The organism is Mesorhizobium sp. B2-8-5, assembly GCF_006440675.2.
Lineage (GTDB): Bacteria > Pseudomonadota > Alphaproteobacteria > Rhizobiales > Rhizobiaceae > Mesorhizobium.
Window position 1 is genome coordinate 4,742,129 of sequence record NZ_CP083951.1, and the last position, 18,821, is coordinate 4,760,949.

General features: G+C 64.4%; 16 protein-coding genes. 2 read left to right on the forward strand and 14 right to left on the reverse strand.

Annotated features, from left to right (window positions below; all coding sequences use genetic code 11):
* Positions 1 to 3: 3 nt before the first annotated feature.
* The 7 genes from FJ430_RS23155 to FJ430_RS23185 all read right to left on the reverse strand — a co-directional run bounded on the left by FJ430_RS23155 (position 4) and on the right by FJ430_RS23185 (position 7,669).
* A complete protein-coding gene (locus FJ430_RS23155; RefSeq protein WP_140704245.1) occupies positions 4 to 870 on the reverse strand; it encodes an alpha/beta hydrolase in 867 nt (288 codons plus the stop codon).
* Positions 870 to 1,301, reverse strand: coding sequence for a hypothetical protein (locus FJ430_RS23160; RefSeq protein WP_140704247.1), 432 nt, complete (start codon positions 1,299 to 1,301; stop codon positions 870 to 872). Before FJ430_RS23160 ends, FJ430_RS23155 begins: the two co-directional genes overlap by 1 nt.
* A gap of 142 nt (positions 1,302 to 1,443) precedes the next feature.
* Entirely contained in the window at positions 1,444 to 2,301 is an 858-nt protein-coding gene (locus tag FJ430_RS23165; RefSeq protein WP_140704263.1) for a patatin-like phospholipase family protein, read from the reverse strand.
* Positions 2,298 to 3,692 (reverse strand): M16 family metallopeptidase, encoded by a 1,395-nt coding sequence (locus FJ430_RS23170; protein WP_226891847.1) that lies wholly within the window; start codon positions 3,690 to 3,692, stop codon positions 2,298 to 2,300. The genes FJ430_RS23165 and FJ430_RS23170 overlap by 4 nt, the downstream gene beginning before the upstream one ends.
* Before the next feature lie 2 nt (positions 3,693 to 3,694).
* On the reverse strand, positions 3,695 to 5,056 hold the full coding sequence (locus FJ430_RS23175; RefSeq protein ID WP_140704267.1) for a M16 family metallopeptidase: 1,362 nt from the start codon (positions 5,054 to 5,056) through the stop codon (positions 3,695 to 3,697).
* A gap of 83 nt (positions 5,057 to 5,139) precedes the next feature.
* Positions 5,140 to 5,694, reverse strand: coding sequence for a 16S rRNA (guanine(966)-N(2))-methyltransferase RsmD (gene rsmD, locus FJ430_RS23180; protein ID WP_140704269.1), 555 nt, complete (start codon positions 5,692 to 5,694; stop codon positions 5,140 to 5,142).
* On the reverse strand, positions 5,675 to 7,669 hold the full coding sequence (locus tag FJ430_RS23185; protein ID WP_140704271.1) for a pseudouridine synthase: 1,995 nt from the start codon (positions 7,667 to 7,669) through the stop codon (positions 5,675 to 5,677). The genes rsmD and FJ430_RS23185 overlap by 20 nt, the downstream gene beginning before the upstream one ends.
* Before the next feature lie 180 nt (positions 7,670 to 7,849).
* Here FJ430_RS23185 and FJ430_RS23190 point away from each other — a divergent pair, with 180 nt between their 5' ends.
* Positions 7,850 to 8,305: a nucleoside deaminase gene (locus FJ430_RS23190; protein WP_140704273.1), complete on the forward strand. Its 456-nt coding sequence runs from the start codon at positions 7,850 to 7,852 to the stop codon at positions 8,303 to 8,305.
* Between the two features lie 94 nt (positions 8,306 to 8,399).
* Here the strand turns inward: FJ430_RS23190 and FJ430_RS23195 are convergent, their stop codons facing one another.
* The 7 genes from FJ430_RS23195 to FJ430_RS23225 form a co-directional block, all read right to left on the reverse strand.
* Positions 8,400 to 9,074: a hypothetical protein gene (locus FJ430_RS23195; protein ID WP_140704275.1), complete on the reverse strand. Its 675-nt coding sequence runs from the start codon at positions 9,072 to 9,074 to the stop codon at positions 8,400 to 8,402.
* 202 nt (positions 9,075 to 9,276) lie between these two features.
* Positions 9,277 to 12,234 (reverse strand): isoleucine--tRNA ligase, encoded by a 2,958-nt coding sequence (ileS, locus tag FJ430_RS23200; RefSeq protein ID WP_140704277.1) that lies wholly within the window; start codon positions 12,232 to 12,234, stop codon positions 9,277 to 9,279.
* Between the two features lie 249 nt (positions 12,235 to 12,483).
* On the reverse strand, positions 12,484 to 13,281 hold the full coding sequence (locus FJ430_RS23205; protein ID WP_140704279.1) for a MipA/OmpV family protein: 798 nt from the start codon (positions 13,279 to 13,281) through the stop codon (positions 12,484 to 12,486).
* A gap of 129 nt (positions 13,282 to 13,410) precedes the next feature.
* Entirely contained in the window at positions 13,411 to 13,623 is a 213-nt protein-coding gene (locus FJ430_RS23210; RefSeq protein ID WP_140704281.1) for a hypothetical protein, read from the reverse strand.
* A gap of 23 nt (positions 13,624 to 13,646) precedes the next feature.
* Complete coding sequence (locus FJ430_RS23215) at positions 13,647 to 15,197, reverse strand: acid phosphatase (RefSeq protein WP_140704283.1); 1,551 nt, start codon at positions 15,195 to 15,197, stop codon at positions 13,647 to 13,649.
* Positions 15,198 to 15,459: 262 nt separating this feature from the next.
* Entirely contained in the window at positions 15,460 to 16,575 is a 1,116-nt protein-coding gene (locus FJ430_RS23220; RefSeq protein WP_140704285.1) for a glycosyltransferase family 4 protein, read from the reverse strand.
* Between the two features lie 177 nt (positions 16,576 to 16,752).
* Positions 16,753 to 17,829 (reverse strand): hypothetical protein, encoded by a 1,077-nt coding sequence (locus FJ430_RS23225; RefSeq protein ID WP_226891849.1) that lies wholly within the window; start codon positions 17,827 to 17,829, stop codon positions 16,753 to 16,755.
* Positions 17,830 to 17,864: 35 nt separating this feature from the next.
* Between FJ430_RS23225 and FJ430_RS23230 the strand changes: the two genes are divergently transcribed.
* Positions 17,865 to 18,821, forward strand: coding sequence for a glycosyltransferase (locus FJ430_RS23230; RefSeq protein WP_226892248.1), 957 nt, complete (start codon positions 17,865 to 17,867; stop codon positions 18,819 to 18,821).

An 18,821-nucleotide genomic window follows, 5' to 3' on the forward strand; every position in this document is an offset into this window, starting at 1 on the left:
TGCTCACATGGCGGACAGAAACCCGAAGATCAGGAGAGCCTGATCGGGCGTCATCAGCGACGGCGGATGGCCGACATCGATATTGTCGACGATGCAAAGATCGGGTCGGGCGCAGCGGGATCGTTCAAAGGCCTGCCTGTCGATGAACCCGCTCTCGCGGCCGTACATGAGCATGACCTGGGCGTCGAGCTTAGCGACCATGGGAAACAGGTCGTATTCGCGGCCGGTCATGGCCTCGAAATTCCCGGTCGTGGCCGGATCGTAGGCCAAACGAAACTCGCCAGCCCTCGCGGCAATTCTGTTATCGATGAAGCGGTCGAGGACCGGCCTCTCCACCCGCCCCATGCCTGGATTTGAGGCACGCAGATATTCCCCTGCCTGGGCGCGCGTCTGGAATACAAGCGCGGCTTCGCGGATGGCTTCGTTTCGTAAGGCGTCGACCTTCGGCCCGCCAATCAGGGGGACATCGTTGAGGATGATCCTGTCGACGCGACCGCGGTTCGCGTAGAGAAATAGAAGCAGGATCAGCCCGCCCCATGACGTGCCGACGAAATGGTTCTCCTTACCGGCAAACTGGCTGAGCGCGCGTAGGCACCTGGAATAGAGATCCATATCGTAGCCCGAGCCGAGATAGGCGCTGCGCCCTCGTCCGAGCAGGTCGGGGCAGATCACCAGATAGCCGTTGCGGCAGAGGAACGCCGCTAGGTAATCGAAATCGGAGCCATTGCCGGCAAAGCCGTGCAGGCAGAACACGGTGCCGCGCGATTGGCCGGCCGGTTGCCAGATGCGCACGAACATCGAGGCGTAACGGTCGCCGAGGCGGATCAGGATTTCCTGGGTCAGCGCCTCGCCTGGGGTAGCCTGTTCCATCACGCGTCCCGTTTGCGGACGGCGCGTTTCATTGCACCGCGGGCGTCGATGAAGTCGCGCTTCCAGTAGACCGACTTGTCGAGGTTGAGCAGTTTCGCTTCCTTGATCAGCGGCAGGATGTGCGAGGACGAGCGCGTTGCCATAATCGTCGCGGCAATGGCAGTGCCGCCGGGATCGGGATTGAGCGGCCCCTTGTTTGCAACCCACGTTTCGGCAATTTCGCAGTTGGTCACGATCCAGCCGACGTAAGCAACGATCGCGTCGTCGATGGAACCGATAAGGTGCGTCTGCTGCTCGATCTGGAAGCGCAAGGACTTCACCATCTGTCCAAACTCGTATCCATCAAAGGGCGGATAGTGCGCAATGAAATTGCAGACGAGCCCGAGAGAGACCGGGTTGAAAGGAACGCGGGTGAAAAGGAGCTTGGTCATGCGGCCTCAAGGCACTTCGAATGGGCGCGACATTATGATGTGCGGTCTGTTCGCCGCTAGTGGTAAAATGCGCGCCGCGACAGGTCGAGAGGCGGCTTACACCGGCGATCCAGCCTGGCCGAGGCCTGAGCCTTCCACGGATCTACCTAAACCGCCCTTCTCCCTGCCTGCCGCCATGCGCTTCCACGGCCTTCTCGACGGCGCGCTTCAATTCGTCCTTGATCTCGACCGTCTCGGCCATCAGCGTCTCGATCTTGAGGAATTCGAGCACGCGGTATTTCGAGACATTCGGCCGGATCAGAATGTCCGGCGGGTGCTGCCTGAGCTTGTTGGCGATGATCGACTGCATCATCAGCTGGGTGGCGCCATACATCAGGTCGACTGTGGTCGGATGCCTGCGCTCGGCCTCGCTCGGCGCGCCGACGACATCGACGGCGATGATGATGTCGGCGTCCTTCTCGATGAGGTCGAAAGGCACGGGGTTGTAGATACCGCCATCGATCAGCACGCGGCCCTCGCGCGTCACCGGGCGGAAGACCGCCGGGATGGCCGCCGAAGCGGCAAGCGCCGAATGCAGGTCGCCTTCGGCGAACACCGCAAGGCTGTGGCCGAAATAGTCGGTCGCCGTCACCTTGAGCGGAACCTTCAGCGCCTCGAACGTCTGCGGGATCGCCTCGGGCAGGAAAGCCTTCAGAATGCGCTCGATGTTGAACTGGCTGACGCGAATGCCGCCCTGCATGGCCTCAGCGATCGTGCCCGGCCGCGAGCGCCACATGCGCGCGGCCACTTCAGCCCGGCTGCCGAGGATCGACCGGGCATAATCGTGAATCTCGGCACCCTTCATGCCCGACGCCATGCCGGCGCCCATGATGGCGCCGATCGACGAGCCGGCAATCGCCACCGGCTTGATGCCGAGATCGTCGAGAGCCTCGATGATGTGGATATGCGCGAGACCGCGCGCGCCGCCGCCGCCAAAGGCCACCCCGAAGGTCGGGCTCATCCCTTGCCGCCTCCCGCCACCTGCACCAGCGGCGGCCCGATGACCATCACCGCGGGGTCGGACGACAGGAGCTTCTTAGCCGCCGCCTTCACGTCGGCCAGCGTCACCGCGTTGATGAGAGCCGCGCGCCGCTTGATATAATCGATGCCGAGATCATCGATCTGCAGCTCCACCAGCGTCGCTGCGATGGAGCTGGACGAATCCAGATTGCTGATGGCGTAAGCGCCGACCATGTATTTCTTGATGGCCGCGAGCTCCTCCTCGGTGGGGCCGTTCTCGGCCATATCCTTCACCACCTGGCGCACGATCGAAAGCGTTTCGGCGGCGCGGTCGGAACGCGTCGCCGTCGTCACCAGCAGGGCGTTGGAATGCTCGTGATCGACGAGATCGGAGCTGACGCTATAGGCAAGGCCGCGTTTCTCGCGCACCTGCTCATACAAGCGCGACGTGAAAGTCGAGCCGCCGAGAATCTCGTTCATCAGCACGGCGGCGTAGAAATCGGGATCGCTCCGCTTCACGCCCGGCCAGGCAAGCTGCAGGGAGGTCTGCGGCAGATCGTAATTCACTTCGAGCTGCTGGCCGAGCTTGGGCGTGATGTCGGCAACCGGCGCCAGCGTCTGCTTGGCCGGCAGGTCGCCGAACACCTCGTCAAGCCTGTCGCTCAACGTGGCGGCGTCGATGTCGCCCACGACCGCCACATGCAGGCCGCCGCGGGCGAAGTTCGCCTTGTGGAAGGCCTTGAGGTCGTCGGCAGTGATGGTTTCGAGGCTGTCTTTGTTGCCCTCGTCCGGCCGCGCGTAGGGATGCTGGCCATAGATCGCGCGCAGCCAGCGCTGCTGGGCGATCGTATTGGGGTCCCGCTCATTGGCGAGGATGCCGGAGAGTGTCTGGGCGCGGATGCGGTCGATCGGCGCCTGATCGAAGCGCGGGCTGTTCACCGCCAGCTTCAGCAGGCCAAAAGCCTCGTCCTTCTGGTCGGACAGCATGCGCATCGAGCCATAGGTGCCATCGCGCGCCGCCTGAAAACTCATCTCCGCGCCGGCATCGTCGAGCTTCAACTGGAAGGCCTCGCTGTCCAGGTCGCCGGCGCCCTCGTCGAACAGGCCGGTCATCAGGTTGACCAGGCCTTCCTTGCCGGCGGGGTCCTGCGCCGTGCCGCCGTCGAAAACGAAACGGATCGCAACCAGCGGAATCGAATGGTCTTCCACCAGCCAAGCGGTGACGCCCTTCTTCGACTTCACCTCCTGGATGTTCATTTCGGCGCGCGCGGCAAGCACCGGCAAAAGCAGGAAGAACAGGGCGAAGCAAAGGGTGGCGACGGCGCGATAGAGCTTGCCTTCCTCGCTCGCCGGAGAAGGAGAAGCGATCGTATGGCCAAGAACCATGCTCATCATCAATTCCCCGCCTGCTGCTGCGGCAAGAGATAGCCGGTTGTGGAACGATCGAGCACGAGGTAGCGGGCGGCAGCCGCCTTGACTTCATCGGCGGTCACGTTGCGGATGCGGTCCGGCCATTCCTGGACGTCCTTGACATTGCCGCCCGTGGCAAGCGTCGAGCCATACATGTTGGCCATGTCGTCCTGCTTGTCGCGCGCAAAGATCATGGAGCGCACATAGCGGGTCTTGGCCCGCTCCAGCTCATCGTCGCTCACGCCGTCCTTGACGATGCGGGCGATCTCGGCATCGACAGCCGCCTCGACATCGGCAAGCCTGGCGTCGCCGCGCGGGGCGCCATAGACGGTGAAGTTGGTGGCGTCGAGCATGGTGCCCTGGAAGTAGGCGCCGGCCTCTGAGGCGATACCCTGCTTGACGACGAGCTGCTGGTACAACCTGCTGCGGTTGTCGCCGCCGAGGATCTCGGCAAGCAGGTCGAGCGCCTCGGCTTCGCCGGGCTTGGCCGTGTGATAGGACGGCACGACCCATTGCGTCGAAAAGCTCGGCACCGAGACGCGCGCGTCGGTGAGCGTCACCGTGCGCTTCGTGTTCTGCTCCGGCTCCACGGGGCGGATGCGCGGCCGCAGGTCCGGGCCGCGGGCGACCTTGCCGTAGGTGCGCCCGGCCATCGCCTTCACCGCGTCGGGATCGACGTCGCCGGCCACCACCAGCACCGCGTTGTTCGGCCGGTAGTAGGCGTCGTAGAAGGCTTTCGCGTCCGGACGGTTCAACTGCTCCATTTCCTGCATCCAGCCGATCACCGGAATGCGGTATCGCTGGTTCTGCCAGAGCGTCGCGTCGACCTCCTCGTCGAGCACCGCCTGCGGATTGCTGTCGATGCGCGAACGGCGCTCCTCCAGGATCACGTCGCGCTCGGTCTTGATGACATCGTCTGTCAGGATGAGGTTGCGCATGCGATCGGCCTCGAAGCCCATCATCTGTTCGAGGGCGGAAGGCGGCACCGTCTCGTGGAAGGCGGTGTAGTCGTAGGAGGTGAAGGCATTGTTGGAGCCGCCGATCTCGGACACGGCGCGGTCGAACTCGCCGGCGGCGTGGTTGGTCGTGGCCTTGAACATCAGGTGCTCGAAGAAATGCGCGATGCCGGATTTGCCGAGAGGCTCGTCGGCGCTGCCGATCTTGTACCAGACCATGTGAGTGACGATCGGGGCGCGGTGGTCCGGGATGACCACCACTTCCATGCCGTTGTCGAGCAGGAAATCCTTGACCTCGCCGTCATCGGCTGCGCGGGCCGGAGCGGCCGCCGCAAGCGCCAGCGCGCTGGCCAGAAGCGCTGCGCGCAGCCCAATTCCTGTTCGTCTCATCAAGTTCTCCGGTCGCGGTTGCGCGACGATAGGCAAGGTTGTTGGCAAGGCAAAGTGAATTGTGAGTCATTTTCGAGGCGGCGCTAGCCAACCTCGATGAAGCGAATGACCGTTTCGCCATAGCCCCGCTCGTCCACCACGGAAAAACCCGGGCCTGCCTCGAACGGCGCCGAGGCCGCCTCCTCGACCACGAACAAGGCGCCGGGCAACAGCCAGCCGCCGGCCTTGGCCGAGCGCAGCGCGCGTTCGCCAAGCCCCTTGCCATAGGGCGGGTCGGCGAAGATCAGGCCGAAGGGCGAGAGCGTGCCAGCCTCACCCAAATGAGCGGCGTCGCGACGAAAAATCTTGGTGCGGCCGGTGAGTCCATAGGCCTCGACGTTCTCGCGGATCAGGCCGCGCCCCTCCGTCGATTCCTCGATGAAGACGCAGTAGGCGGCGCCGCGCGACAGCGCCTCAAGTCCAAGCGCGCCGGTGCCGGCGAAGAGGTCGAGCACGCGGCCGCCTTCGAGCTTTTCGGCATAGCGATGCGCGAGCACGTTGAACACCGCCTCGCGGGTGCGGTCGGTGGTCGGGCGGATGGCATTGCTTTTCGGCGTCGCCAGCGGACGCCCGCGGAACTCACCGCCGACGATCCGCATTGCCGCCCCTCTTCGGACCGCGCGGCCTGTCGCCGCCATCGCCTTCGCGGCGCTCGCCGCGGGGCTTGCCGAACGGCTTCGCGCCCGGCTTGCCCTTGCCGCCCGGCTTGTAGGATGCCTTGCGCGCCTTCGCCTCGGCGGCCCTGGCGGCATCGGCTTCCGCCCTGCCCTTGCCGATCGGTCGAGCGCCCGGCGCCATCCAGACATTGGCCTTGCGCTGGCCCGGCGGTTCGATCGGCCGCTGCTCGCGCTCGGATTTCTTGCCGCCGAAACGAGGCTTGTCGCCGAAGCCACCACGCGGCTTTTCGCCGAAACCGCCGCGGTCGGATTTAGGGCCGCGCTCGCCGAACGCCCGGTCCGGCCCAAACGCCCTGTCCGGCTTTGTCGAGAGCTTGCTCAGCGCCTCGTCGCGGCTGCCTTCGCGGCGCTTGCGCGCCTTGATCAGACCGCCCTCGCCGATCGGCCGGTGGTCGCCGTCGCGCGTGAATTTCGGCCGGTCGACCTCTTCGCGGCGAGGGCCGCCGCCGCGCACCGGCTTGTTGGAAAACGGCTTTTGGATGTCGGCATCGAAATTGGCGCCGGACTCCTCGATCAGCCGTTCGCCGAGCTGTTCGCGCAGCACGCGGCCCTTGATCTCCAGCACATGGCCCTCGGGCAAATCCTCGAGCTGGAACGGTCCGTAGGAGATGCGGATCAGCCGCGTCACGTCGAGGCCAAGCGCGCCGAGGATGTTCTTCACCTCACGGTTCTTGCCTTCGCGCAGGCCCAGGGTCAGCCACGCATTGGTGCCCTGCTCGCGGTCGAGCGAGGCTTCGATCGAGCCGTAGAAGACGCCGTCGACGGCGATGCCTTCACGCAGGCCGGCGAGCGCGCTCTCCTCGACCTTGCCGTGGACGCGCGCGCGGTAGCGCCGCAGCCAGCCGGTGGCCGGCAGTTCGAGCACGCGCGACAGCCCGCCGTCATTGGTCAAAAGCAGCAGGCCCTCGGTGTTGATGTCGAGCCGGCCGATCGTCATCAGCCGCGGCAGGTCGGACGGCAGTACGTCGAAAACGGTCTTGCGGCCTTCCGGATCGCGGTTGGTGGTGACGACGCCCGCCGGCTTGTGGAACAGGAAGAGACGCGTGCGCTCGATCGGCGGGATCTCGGTGCCGTCGAGATGGATGATGTCGTTGGCGCCGACATTGAAGGCCGGCGAGTCCAGCACCTTGCCGTTGACCTTGACGCGACCGGCCGCGATCAGTTCCTCGGCGTCGCGGCGCGAGGCGATGCCGGCGCGCGCCAGCCGCTTGGCGATGCGCTCGCCGCTTTCGGGCGCAGCTTCCGAGGGATGCGGCCGTGGCTTGAAGCCGCCTTCCGGCTTTCCGCCAGCTCCGCGTGGACGATCGCTGAAGTCTCGCTTCGGCCGGTCGGCCAAATCGCGTTTGGGACGGTCGTCGAATGCCCGCTTGGGGCGGTCGAATCGTCGTTCGCCCCGATCGCCTTCGGCAGCAGCCGGTCGGTCGCCACGCGGTGCGTAAGGCTTGCGGTCCTCACGTTTCTCAAAAGGCTTGCCATCGCGCGGCGGACCTTTGCGGAACGGCCTGTCGCCACGCTCCCCGCCTTCACCCATTTCACGCGGCCCCATCTCACGCGGCTTATAGCTGCGCTTGAAATCGCGCGCAGGGCGCTCACCCTCCGCAGCCATCGACCGGTCGCCGCGCGGTGTGTAAGGCTTGCGGCCCTCGCGCTTCTCGAAGGGCTTGCCTTCGGCGCGCGGACCTTTGCGGAAGGGCCTTTCGGCGCGCCCAGCGCCTTCGCCCGTCTCGCGTGGCTTGTGGCTGCGCTTGAAGTCGCGGCGCTCGCCTTCAGCAGCCATCGGTCGTTCAGGCTTGGCGAACGGCTTCTTAGCGCCGTGGGCTGGTTTTCCGTCACGCCCGCCCGTCGGTCTGGAGTAGCCCTTGCGCGGCCCGCGTGGAGATTTCTTGTCGTCGTCCATTACTTTGCTCGGCTTCACCTGCTACAGCGCCGCGCGCCCTTGCGGACGCCCAACGCAGGCAGTGTCATCTTGATTTTGCGCATCCAGCGGCGCGGCAAAAACCGATTCCGGTTTTCAGGGTCTCGCGCTAAATAACAGGATCACTCTCGGGTGGCGAGAAGTAATCGGAATGGAAACGGCTTGAAACGACCGGATTTCATGGCCCTGGCGCTTGAAGAGGCCGAGGCGGCCGCCAGCCGCGGCGAAGTGCCGGTCGGCGCTGTGATCGCCAACGGCGGCACGGTGGTCGCGAAAGCCGGCAACCGCACGCGCGAGCTCTCGGACCCGACCGCGCATGCCGAGATGCTGGCGATCCGCGAGGCCTGCCGGAAGCTCGCCAGCGAACGTCTCACCGGCCATGATCTCTATGTGACGCTGGAGCCCTGCGCGATGTGCGCCGGCGCGATCTCCTTCGCCCGGCTGCGGCGGCTCTATTTCGGCGCCGCCGACGAGAAAGGCGGCGCGGTGGTCAACGGCGTGCGCTTCTTCGCCTCACCCACCTGCCACCACACGCCGGACGTCTATCCGGGGATCGGCGAGAGCGATGCCGCCCTCATCCTCAAGGACTTTTTTCGCGAGAGACGGAATGGCGGGTGAAGTGAGTAGTGAGTAGGTCACTACTGACTACTGACTACTGACTACTGACTACTGACTACTGACTACTGACTACTGACTACTGACTACTGACTGTTCACAGCCCTAGCCAGTCGAACCAGCCGCCCTTCTTGCCTTCGGCCTGCGCCTTGAGGCGGCGCTCCTTCTTGTATTCGTCCTCGCCGAGCTCGTTCTGCGGCGCGGTGCCGGCAGCTTGGCGATAGGCAAGCGGCGGCTCGCTCAGATATTTGCGAACGGTCGGATCGCCCTGCTTCTGTTCGGCAAGGCTGCGCTGAATCTGCGCACGGCGCGCGGCCGAGTTGTCATCCGGCGACCAGGCCGGCGGGTGGCTGGAGCCCGATTCGGCCAATGCCTTCTTCACCGCCTCGGGATTGGTCTGGATATCCTCGACGGCTTCCGGCTGGTAATTCGGATCGTTCTGGTGCGCGGTGGCGTCGGCGCGGATCCGGGCGCGGCGCGCCTCAGGCGATTCGGGCCAGTCGGCGCTCGCCGTCTCGATGCTTTGCTGCGGCGGCGGCAGGCTTTCCTTCTGCCCGGGAGCGGGCTTCACCAGATCAGGACGCGGCTTGTAGTCGATCGGATCTTTGCGCTTCGGGGTGATCGAGGCAGCCGCGGAGACATCGTCGAAGAGCTGCGCGGCTGCCGTCTTGTCGGTTCCATAGGTCGGTGAACCCACGCAGCCTGACAGGGCGATGGCCGATACCACAAGCGGCGCCATCAGCGCGGCGCGCGCGAACGTTCTGTCGGTCATGCCAAAAAGTCCCACTCTAACAGCCTTTCAGTCGCCACCGGCCAAGGGCACGGTCCCCTTCTTCCCCGCATTTGCGATGGAAATCCGGCGACAATTTGTCTGCCGGAGTGTCGCGTGTTTACCTCAACCACTTGTTAAGGGCAACGCGCGGGCGGTTTCAGGCCGCCCGGCGTGGCATTTGTGCACCGGCTTATCGACAGGACTACAGCCGCCCAAGGGCCTTCAGCTCATGCAACACGGCGGCATCGCGGGCCGAGACATCCGGAAATTCCGGATCCTGCCCGACATCGGCGGTGTAGCGCCAGGAGCGCGCGCATTTGACCAGACCGCGATCCTCGGCTTTCTCCACCACCACCGCCACCCCCTTGACGTCGTCGAGCGTGAAGGCGCCTTCCGGGGCCTTGCCGTGTTTGACGACGAGATCGCTGGTGATCGCCATCTCGGCCATATCGACATCGGCGATCGCGGCCTCCAGCGCCGCGTCGTCGAGCGTCACCACCGGCACCGCCTCGAGCGAAGAGCCGATCAGCTTCTCGGCGCGCGCGATCTCCAGCGCCCCGGTGACGACGCGGCGCACTTGCCTCACCTTGCGCCATTTCTCGGCCAGCGCCTCGTTGCGCCAGTCCTGCGGGATCGCGGGGAACTGGCCGAGATGCACCGACACGGCTTGCGGATGGCGGTCGAGCCAGGCTTCTTCCGTGGTGAAGGGCAGCATCGGCGCCAGCCACTTCACCAGGCATTCGAAGAGGTGGCGCACCACCTGCACGGCCGCCCTGCGGCGCAGGCTCGACGGCCCGTCGCAGTAAAGCGCGTCCTTGCGGATGTCGAAATAGAAGGCCGAAAGCTCCACCACCATGAAGTCGAGCAGCGTGCGGGTGATGCGCTTGAACTCGAAGGCGTCGTAGCCCTGGCGCACCATTTCGTCCAACTCGGACAACCGGTGCAGCATCAGCCGCTCCAGTTCCGGCATCGTCTCGACCGGCACGTCCCGGCCGTCGTCATGCGCAAGCGTGCCCAGCATCCAGCGGATGGTGTTCCTGAGCTTGCGGTAGGCGTCGATATTGGTCTGCAGCACGTTCTTGCCGAGCCGCTGGTCTTCCCAATAATCGGTCGTGACCACCCAGAGCCGCAGGATGTCGGCGCCGGACTGCTTGATGACGTCCTGCGGCACGACGGTGTTGCCGAGCGACTTCGACATCTTGCGGCCTTCCTCGTCCATGGTGAAGCCATGGGTGATGACCGTGTCGTAAGGCGCCCTGCCCCTGGTGCCGCAGCTTTCGAGCAGCGAGGAATGGAACCAGCCGCGATGCTGGTCCGAGCCTTCGAGATAGACGTCGGCCGGCCATTTGAGGTCCGGACGGTCCTCCAGCGTGAAGACATGGGTCGAACCGGAATCGAACCAGACGTCGAGGATGTCCATCACCTGGTGCCATTTCGAGGCGTCGTGATTGCCGAGGAAGCGTGCCTTCGCGCCCTCGGCGAACCAGGCGTCGGCGCCTTCCTTCTCGAAAGCGTCCATGATGCGTTCGTTGACGGCCTCGTCCTTCAGCACATTGCCGTCCTCGTCGGCGAAGACCGCGATCGGCACACCCCAGGCGCGCTGGCGCGACAGCACCCAGTCGGGGCGCTCCTCGATCATGGCGCGGATGCGGTTCTGGCCCGCCGCCGGAACGAAACGGGTGTCGTCGATCGCCTTCAGCGCGCGGCTGCGCAACGTCGTGCCGTCGCCGAGGTCCTTGTCCATATAGACGAACCATTGCGGCGTGTTGCGGAAGATGACCGGCTTCTTGGAGCGCCAGGAGTGCGGATAGCTGTGTTTCAGCCGGCCGCGCGCGAAGAGCGCGTTGCGCTTGATCAGTTCGTCGATGACGGCCTGATTGGCGTTGCCCTTCTTGCCATTGTCGTCGATGACGCGCGCCGCGCCACCTTCGCGCCCCGGGCCGAAGCCCGGCGCATCCTTGGTGAAGAAGCCGGCATCGTCGACCGTGAAGGGGATCACGGTGTCGACGCCTCGCGCCCGCAGTTCGCTCGCGGCCTCCATCCAGGCGTCGAAGTCCTCGCGGCCATGGCCGGGCGCGGTGTGCACGAAGCCGGTGCCGGCATCGTCGGTGACATGCTCGCCCGCAACCATCGGCACCGGGAACTCATAGCCGCCGCCGAGGCCCTTGAAGGGATGCGAAAGCGTAAGCTTCCCAAGCTGTTCGGCCGAGACGCTGTGAAGCCGGTTCAGTGCGACCTTGGCCTTGGCGGCGCACTCTTGCGCCAGCGCGTCGGCAAAGATCAGCTTCTCCCCGGGCTGCGGGCCGAAGGCGTTCTCGGCCGCCGTGACCTCATAGAGGCCATAGGCGATGCGCGGCGAATAACTCACGGCGCGGTTGCCGGGGATGGTCCAGGGCGTGGTCGTCCAGATGACGACATGCGCCTCGACGAGGTCGAGCGCTGCCTCGTCCAGCGCGGCGCCGGCGACCGGCTGGGCGAGGCTCGCCACCGGGAACTTCACCCAGATCGTGTCGCTCTCATAGTCCTGATACTCGACCTCGGCCTCGGCGAGCGCGGTGCGCTCGACCACGCTCCACATCACCGGCTTCGAGCCGCGGTAGAGCTGGCCGGACAAGGCGAATTTCAACAGTTCGCCGGCGATGCGCGACTCGGCATGATACGCCATGGTGGTATAAGGATTGTCGAAATCGCCGATGACGCCAAGACGCTGGAACTCGTCGCCCTGCACCTTGATCCAGTGCTGGGCGAACTCACGGCATTCCCTGCGGAACTCGTTGACCGGCACCTCGTCCTTGTTCTTGCCCTTGGCGCGATACTGCTCCTCGATCTTCCATTCGATCGGCAGGCCGTGGCAGTCCCAACCCGGCACGTAGTTGGCGTCATAGCCGCGCATCTGGAAGGAGCGGTTGATGACGTCCTTGAGGATCTTGTTCAGCGCATGGCCGATATGGATGTTGCCGTTGGCGTAGGGCGGCCCGTCATGCAGCACGAATTTCTCGCGGCCGGCGGCCTCTTCGCGCAGCTTCCTGTAAAGGTCCATGTCCTGCCAGCGCTTGACCAGACCAGGCTCCTTCTCGGGCAGGCCGGCACGCATCGGGAAGTCCGTCTGCGGCAAATAGAGCGTTTTGGAATAGTCGATCGTTTCAACGGTGTCGGTCATTGATCTGCCATCTGCGTTGCCCGGCGGCGGGAAGCCCGGGCGTTGAACCAGCATTTTCTTGAAAAGCGCGAGGGGCGCGCGCGAAAACTCCCGGCGGCTCCAGCGGCGCTCAGGCCGCCCGGAACACCGGGCCCGTAATTCGTATCGCGATCGCGAAAAGGCGCGAAAAGCTCGTCATGGCGTGGCTTTTAGCGGATGGCGCGGCAGGAATAAAGCGCGGATTTCAAGGCATGAAGCCGCTTTCACGGCCTACATGGTGAAATTGAAGCGGTAAGTGGTCGAGACACCGAAGGTCCACTGATTGCGGTCGCCGCGTTCCTTGACCAGGCTGGAATCGGCCGCCGGCCCCATCAGGCGCGAATATTCGGTGAAGACGCTCGCCGTCATCGGCTCGGTCACTTTCCAGGTGATCGCGCCACCGAGCCCCGTCGACTTCAGCCCGCCGCCGGGATGGTACTCGCTCAGGCCCGAAGCGACCGCTTCCTTGGCGTTGACGCCGTAATAGGCGTCGAAATAGTCGGACGATGCGAACGAAACGCGCGGACCACCGGAAATGCGCACGGTCGGCGTGATGTCATAGAAGGCGTCCGCGGCGATGTCCGCGACGAAGCCGTTATGGGAGCGGATGCCGTGCCTGAGCTCGGCGCGCGCCCTTAGCCAATCCAGCGGATAGAATTCGAAGAAGCCGCCCACCTCACCGCCCCAGCGCACGGGATCGAGGCCCTTGAGCTCGTCCTTGCTCTCGCGCGAGAATATGAACTTGCCGGTCAAGCCGGCGCGGACGGAACCGTCATCGATCAGCGCCAGCGAGATGTTGTCGTTGCGCGAGGTGAAGCGCGCCTCCGGACCGACCTTGCCGAGCGAGACGATCGGTTGGGCGCTGAGCATGTATTTCTTGCCGCCCTCGAAATTCGGCGCGACCAGCGCGGTGGCGCCGAGCGTCAGGTACCAGTCGCCGGATATCCAGCTGCCCTCGCCCGCCTGGGCGACAGGCGCGCTGAGCAGGCCCATGGCGACGGCCAGCGGAATCGTCCCGACAATACGCATCGTCACCCCTTACGCGAAACGCGCCGGCAGCACCATCTGCCAGCGCTCAAGCCATGCCGTGCGTTCGGTAAAATTTGACTTAAAATCCGTAACATGGTCGGCAGCATCCGGATGAGGACGGCCACCAGATCAGGTGTCGCGCGGCGCGACCGGCTGGTCCAGCAACCTAGCCACGGCCTTGGTGCCTTTTCCGCCAATGCGCGCAGAGCCGTCGTCACCCACTTCCACCGTAGCACCGTTGGCGAAGCTGAGCGACCAACCGTCATCCGTAGCGTTACGCCGGCGGTCGGTGAGCTCGATGCCGCCAGCGGTGACCAGCGCGACAATTCTGTCAGCGTCCATCCTCGTTCTCCAGATACGGGCCATCAATTCAGGTCGAGCCCGCCGGTAAGGTCACCGAGCGGTGGCTCGCCATGCGCGGCAACGGCCCGGTCGCGAACCACGATGCCGTGCAGCACAGGCAGTTCGAAACGCTCCGTGATGAGGCGAAGGATCGAGGTGGTGTCATAGGGCGCGTGATCGACATAGCCGTGTTTGGCGAAGGGCGAAACGATGATTGCGGGGATGCGCGTGCCGGGCCCCCAGCGATCGCCCTTGGGCGGCGCGGCATGATCCCAGATGCCGCCATTCTCGTCATAGGTGACGACGACCAGCATGTGCGGCCATTGCGGGCTCTTCTCCAGATGCGCGATGACATCGGCGATATGGCGGTCGCCCGCCTGGATGTCGGCATAGCCGGAATGCTCGTTGAGATTGCCCTGCGGCTTATAGAAGGAAACCTGCGGCAGGGCGCCATCGTCGATCGCCTGGGTGAAGCTCACGCCTCCCAGCCCCGCGTCGCGCAAATGTTCGCGCCTGGCCTCGGTGCCAGGCGCGAAGTTGGCGTAATAGTTGAACGGCTGGTGGTGATACTGGAAATTCGGGATCGGCGTGTGGTTGCCGTGGTCGAGGGTGTACTGCCAGGCGCCTGAATACCATGCCCAGCTTATGTGCTTGAGGCTGAGCATGTCGCCGATGGTCGGCTCGGTCTGCGGTGGGAGGGTCGTCGGCTTGGCCGGATCCGCTAGGCGCGGATCGCCGCCAGGCGCCGGATCGTTGCCGCTCGGCTGGAAAGGCGGTTGCATCGTGTTTACCGCGTAGAAATCCGGCGTCAGGTTGCCGTCGGAGACGAATTTCGGGATGCCGTCGCGCGCCGATTTCGGTGAATTGTCGGCGACCTTCAGCGCCGTGCCACTGTCGTCCGTCACCGAGATCGACGGCTTGGCAGGGTTCTTGTCGGCATCGGCGTAGTAGGGCGCGCAGGCGCAGATCAGCCATTGGTGGTTGAAGAATGAGCCGCCGAACCCACCCATGAAGAAGTGGTCGGCCAGCACGTATTTCTGCGCGACCGCCCACATGTCGGTCTTGGAGGCGTCCCAGTTGCTCATCGGCATGGCGCCCGAATCGGCCCAGGCGACGAACATGTCGTTCTTGCCGCCGTCGATTTGCATCTGGTTCTGGTAGTAGCGATGCCAGAGATCGTGCGTCACGACCGTAAGCGGGACGTTGAAACCCTTCGCGTCGTTCACGGTGAACGGCGCGTTCGCAAGGTGTTCGGTCATCGCCTGTGTCACCGGCGGCGTGACGCCCTTGGCGGTCAGCCCGTCCCACACCGGCGGCAGTTCGGACAGCACGGAGCCGTCACGGTCACGCTGCTGCAGGCTTTCCTGGCTCGCCTTGTCGATGCCGTCAGCGCCAGGAAAATGGCCATAGAGATTGTCGAAAGCGCGGTTCTCCGCGAAGATGACGACCACCGTCTCTATCTTGGCAATGCCGGCCGGCGGATCGCCAGGCTGGGCTGCGGAAGCGGACGCCGAAGCGGCAGCGCACAGAGCGAGAGTTGAGGAAAACAGGGTAAGCCCAAAGGAGCGCTTCATCACCGTGCCTCACCAGTGGTGCAAAACGGGATGACACCAGCTTCGGCACATCTTTGCAATAGCGGCGACTCTGGACGGCAGTGCCATTGGGACTACCTTCCCTCACGACAGGATGCGCCGGCCACATCTGGAGGGAAGTCGACCAAAGCGATGCCATGAAGGACGCGATCGGCCGGCCGTGGCCGGTGGGGGTCGCTTTTCACCCAATGCCGCCGATAAGCGGCATCGCCCTTGACGATTTGTAATCGCCGGTGTCGCTGCGCTAAACGGAGCGCCGGTTGTGGCGCAGCGTCTCTATCAGATCGCAGGCTGCTTCCAGTCCGCCGGTAAGCGGGTTCGACGCGCCGTAGCCAAGAGCCGCCTCGCGCCATTGGTCCCGGACCGCCGGGTTGCCGGCTTTCAGGATTGCCTGCCGCCAGATTTCGGGGTCGTCGCGACTGGCCACAACCAGTCCCGCCCCGCTGGCTCCGACATATTTTGCATATCCGCAGGCGTCCGATGCGATGACCGGCAGGCCGTTTGCAAGCGCCTCGAGAATAACCGTGCCCGTATTTTCCAGGCGAGCCGGGTGCAGCATGAAGTCGCTCGCGACCACGACCGCCGGGATGTCCTCCTGGATGCCCAGCAGAGTGACCCTTTTCGATATGCCGGCTTTGGCAATCAGGCCGAGAAGCCGCGTTTCCTCCTCGCTGTTTTTTCGAAGGCCGGCGACCAGCCAATGGATCTCCGGGAACGGCTGAAGCGCTTTTATCGCCCGGTCGAGACCCTTCACCTTCAACCTGTTGGCGATGGTCAAGGCGATGACCGTTTCGCGCGGAAGCCCAAAACGATCGCGGATTTCATTGCGGTCGACAGCCAGCAGCTCCGGTCTGCGGCGTTTCGGATCGAGCGTCGGTCCGACGACGTGAATGCGCGATTCCTCCGTCCGCCAGAAGTTGCGGTAAAGCGTTGCCTGGTGTTCGCTGAGTGCGATGATCTGCACGGCGTTGCCAGGGGCAAAGATCATCGATTCGAGCTTCTGCTGGCGCATGAAGCGGGGCGAAAACGGCCGCCACCACCCGAGCTTCGACACAAAATAGGGCGGGTCGCCGGCATAGTAGATATCCAGGCCCGCCATCTTGTTGAAACCGACCACGCAGTCGAAGTCCCGCCTGGCCGTCAGCACGGTCCTACCCAGCGCATATTCGGTGCCAGGGTTCGAGAGAACCCGTGCCGGCTGGATTTTTATCGCAGCCGAACTCTCGACATGACCGACCTGGCGGGTCGTCAGGATCGTCACGCTATGGCCGCGCCGGACCAGTCGGTCGCTGATGTTGAGGCAATCCCTTTGCAGCCCCCCATTCATGAAGAGGGCAGAGATTGCGCAGCAGATTTTCATCTCATTTTCCGGAGCGCCGCCTTATCCCCCAAGTCGGATCGACGGAGAGAGACTCCGGGTGCGCCCCAGACTTCCCCAATCAAACAAACACGGCCGGGCGCCTAAATGTTGGCCGTGTTGAAACCACGAATATGCTGTATATAGCCGGTTATCAAGAGACTTGGATGCTGTCGCGTTCTAGCTTTCTCCCGCCAAGACCAACCGGAGCGCGCTCATGAAAGTTCCACGGGGCGATCGCGCCTGCGAAGCCGGGTTCGACTGAAAGCCGCCACAGCCGTGCCAAGGGCCCTGCGCGAATATGACTGGCGGCAATGGCTGAGACTGCAGCCGCTGCTGCACGCCGTCAAAACTGCCCGTTACCGGAGAATCGACCGGAGGTTTCTGCGCCAGCCGGCCAAGGATGGCGACATCCAGGGCATCCGCGAGGCCGCCCGGGGTCGCCATGTCCTGCTGACCGTTGCCTTCGGCGATGCTCAATGCCTGGATCTCCAGTTGCGGCTGACGAGCGGACTTGTTCGCCACGATCTCCACATCGTGGCCGACAACAGCGTCGGAGAAGCTTCCGCGGGCAAGAACAGGCAGGTATGCGCGGCTCACGGCGCCGCCTATGTCAGGCTGCCGGCCAATCCATGGACCGTAAGGAACCCGAGCCGGTCCCACGGCGCGGCGCTCAATTGGATGTGGCGCAACATCCTGAAGCCTGGCGCGCCGGCCGCGTTCGGATTCCTCGACCAGGACCTTTTCCCGACGAAGCCATGCGACCCCTTCGAACCTCTTGAAGACGCGGCGTTTTACGGCGATCTGCGCTGGGCAGGCGCGCGATGGTATTTGTGGGCCGGCTATTGCTTCTTTCGGTTCGACGCCGTCGGCCGCGAGCCTCTCGATTTCGGGCTCGACTGGTTCGCCGGCCTCGACACCGGCGGAGCCAATTGGGAAGTGCTCTATCGGAATGCGGATCCCAACGCGGTGCCGCAACGGCCGATAACCGCATTCGCCGCCTTGCCGGGAATTGAGCTCAGACAGGCCTATTGCGAATGGCGGGGAAGCTGGCTTCATGAAGTCGGCCTCGACGGCGACCTTTCTTTGAAGGCGAAAAAGCGCGAGGCGGTCCTGCGACTGCTCGCTCCCGCGCTTGAGATCGCACTCGGATCGGCCGGACAAAGAGATTGACAGTCGACAGACCGACGAAACTTTGGAATTGGAATTTTGAAACCAGGCCGCCGACATTCGACAATTCAACGGCCATTCGGTCACGACCGATTATCGCAAGGAAAGTTCCATTGCCGACAGTGAGTGTGATCATTCCGGTGCGAGACGGCGCGCAATATGTCGGCGAGGCCCTGCAAAGCATCCTGGACCAGGATCTGGCGGATATCGAAGTCATCGTGGTCGACGATGGATCTCGCGACGACACCGCCGCGATCGCGACGTCGATCAGCGACCGCGACAGCCGCGTCAGGCTTGTCGCCAGCCGCGGCAAGGGGATCGTCGATGCGCTGAACATGGGGCTTTCGCTCGCGCAGGCCCCTCTTGTGGCGCGCATGGATTGTGACGATGTCTCGCTGCCCGGCAGGTTGCGCCTGCAGGTGGCGTGTTTCGACGCGGATGCCGATCTGCAGTTGCTCGGTACGGCGGGGTTGCAGATCGACCGGGACGGAAATCCGTTGAGGCCGCTTGACGTCCCCGCAGGCGGCGACCCGTTGCGCGAAGCGCTTGCCAGATACAATCCCATGCTTCATCCGACAGTGATGTTTCGGACCGAGGCCGTCCGGCGCGCGGGAGGCTACCGCCGCGCATTCACCCACGCGGAAGACTACGATCTATGGCTGCGGCTTTCCGAAACGGGAAAACTGGCCAACATGGATGCGCGGCTCGTGAAGCTGAGATCGCATCCGGGACAGGTATCACGCATGAAGGAAGATCAGCAAAAGGCAGCGGCGGCATTGGCCAGGCAGTCGGCGCTGCTGCGTCGCCATCGCGCCGAGCCGTTCGACGCGAACGGCCAACCCGCGCAGGCCATCGCAAGCTTTCTGGCGTCGCGCGCCGCCATGGGGGTCGGCATCTCCAGCCCGGAGAGACGCGACATCGAGTTGCTGCTGCGAACCGCGGACATACCCCTCGCCCTCACTCTAAAGCTGCTGTTCCTCGCGGCTGTCGGCGCGCCCTCCTTCAGGACGCTCGCGCTGGGACCTCGACTGGCCTGGCGCAGGATGATCGCGCGTCCCGCAAGAATGCGGCTCAACTGA

Excerpts from the sequence above, each read along its gene's own strand:
- FJ430_RS23155 (WP_140704245.1), bottom strand. The coding sequence starts at position 870 with ATGGAACAGGCTACCCCAGGCGAGGCGCTGACCCAGGAAATCCTGATC.
- FJ430_RS23160 (WP_140704247.1), bottom strand. The coding sequence starts at position 1,301 with ATGACCAAGCTCCTTTTCACCCGCGTTCCTTTCAACCCGGTCTCTCTC.
- FJ430_RS23165 (WP_140704263.1), bottom strand. The coding sequence starts at position 2,301 with ATGAGCCCGACCTTCGGGGTGGCCTTTGGCGGCGGCGGCGCGCGCGGT.
- FJ430_RS23170 (WP_226891847.1), bottom strand. The coding sequence starts at position 3,692 with ATGAGCATGGTTCTTGGCCATACGATCGCTTCTCCTTCTCCGGCGAGC.
- FJ430_RS23175 (WP_140704267.1), bottom strand. The coding sequence starts at position 5,056 with ATGAGACGAACAGGAATTGGGCTGCGCGCAGCGCTTCTGGCCAGCGCG.
- rsmD (WP_140704269.1), bottom strand. The coding sequence starts at position 5,694 with ATGCGGATCGTCGGCGGTGAGTTCCGCGGGCGTCCGCTGGCGACGCCG.
- FJ430_RS23185 (WP_140704271.1), bottom strand. The coding sequence starts at position 7,669 with ATGGACGACGACAAGAAATCTCCACGCGGGCCGCGCAAGGGCTACTCC.
- FJ430_RS23195 (WP_140704275.1), bottom strand. The coding sequence starts at position 9,074 with ATGACCGACAGAACGTTCGCGCGCGCCGCGCTGATGGCGCCGCTTGTG.
- ileS (WP_140704277.1), bottom strand. The coding sequence starts at position 12,234 with ATGACCGACACCGTTGAAACGATCGACTATTCCAAAACGCTCTATTTG.
- FJ430_RS23205 (WP_140704279.1), bottom strand. The coding sequence starts at position 13,281 with ATGCGTATTGTCGGGACGATTCCGCTGGCCGTCGCCATGGGCCTGCTC.
- FJ430_RS23210 (WP_140704281.1), bottom strand. The coding sequence starts at position 13,623 with ATGGACGCTGACAGAATTGTCGCGCTGGTCACCGCTGGCGGCATCGAG.
- FJ430_RS23215 (WP_140704283.1), bottom strand. The coding sequence starts at position 15,197 with ATGAAGCGCTCCTTTGGGCTTACCCTGTTTTCCTCAACTCTCGCTCTG.
- FJ430_RS23220 (WP_140704285.1), bottom strand. The coding sequence starts at position 16,575 with ATGAAAATCTGCTGCGCAATCTCTGCCCTCTTCATGAATGGGGGGCTG.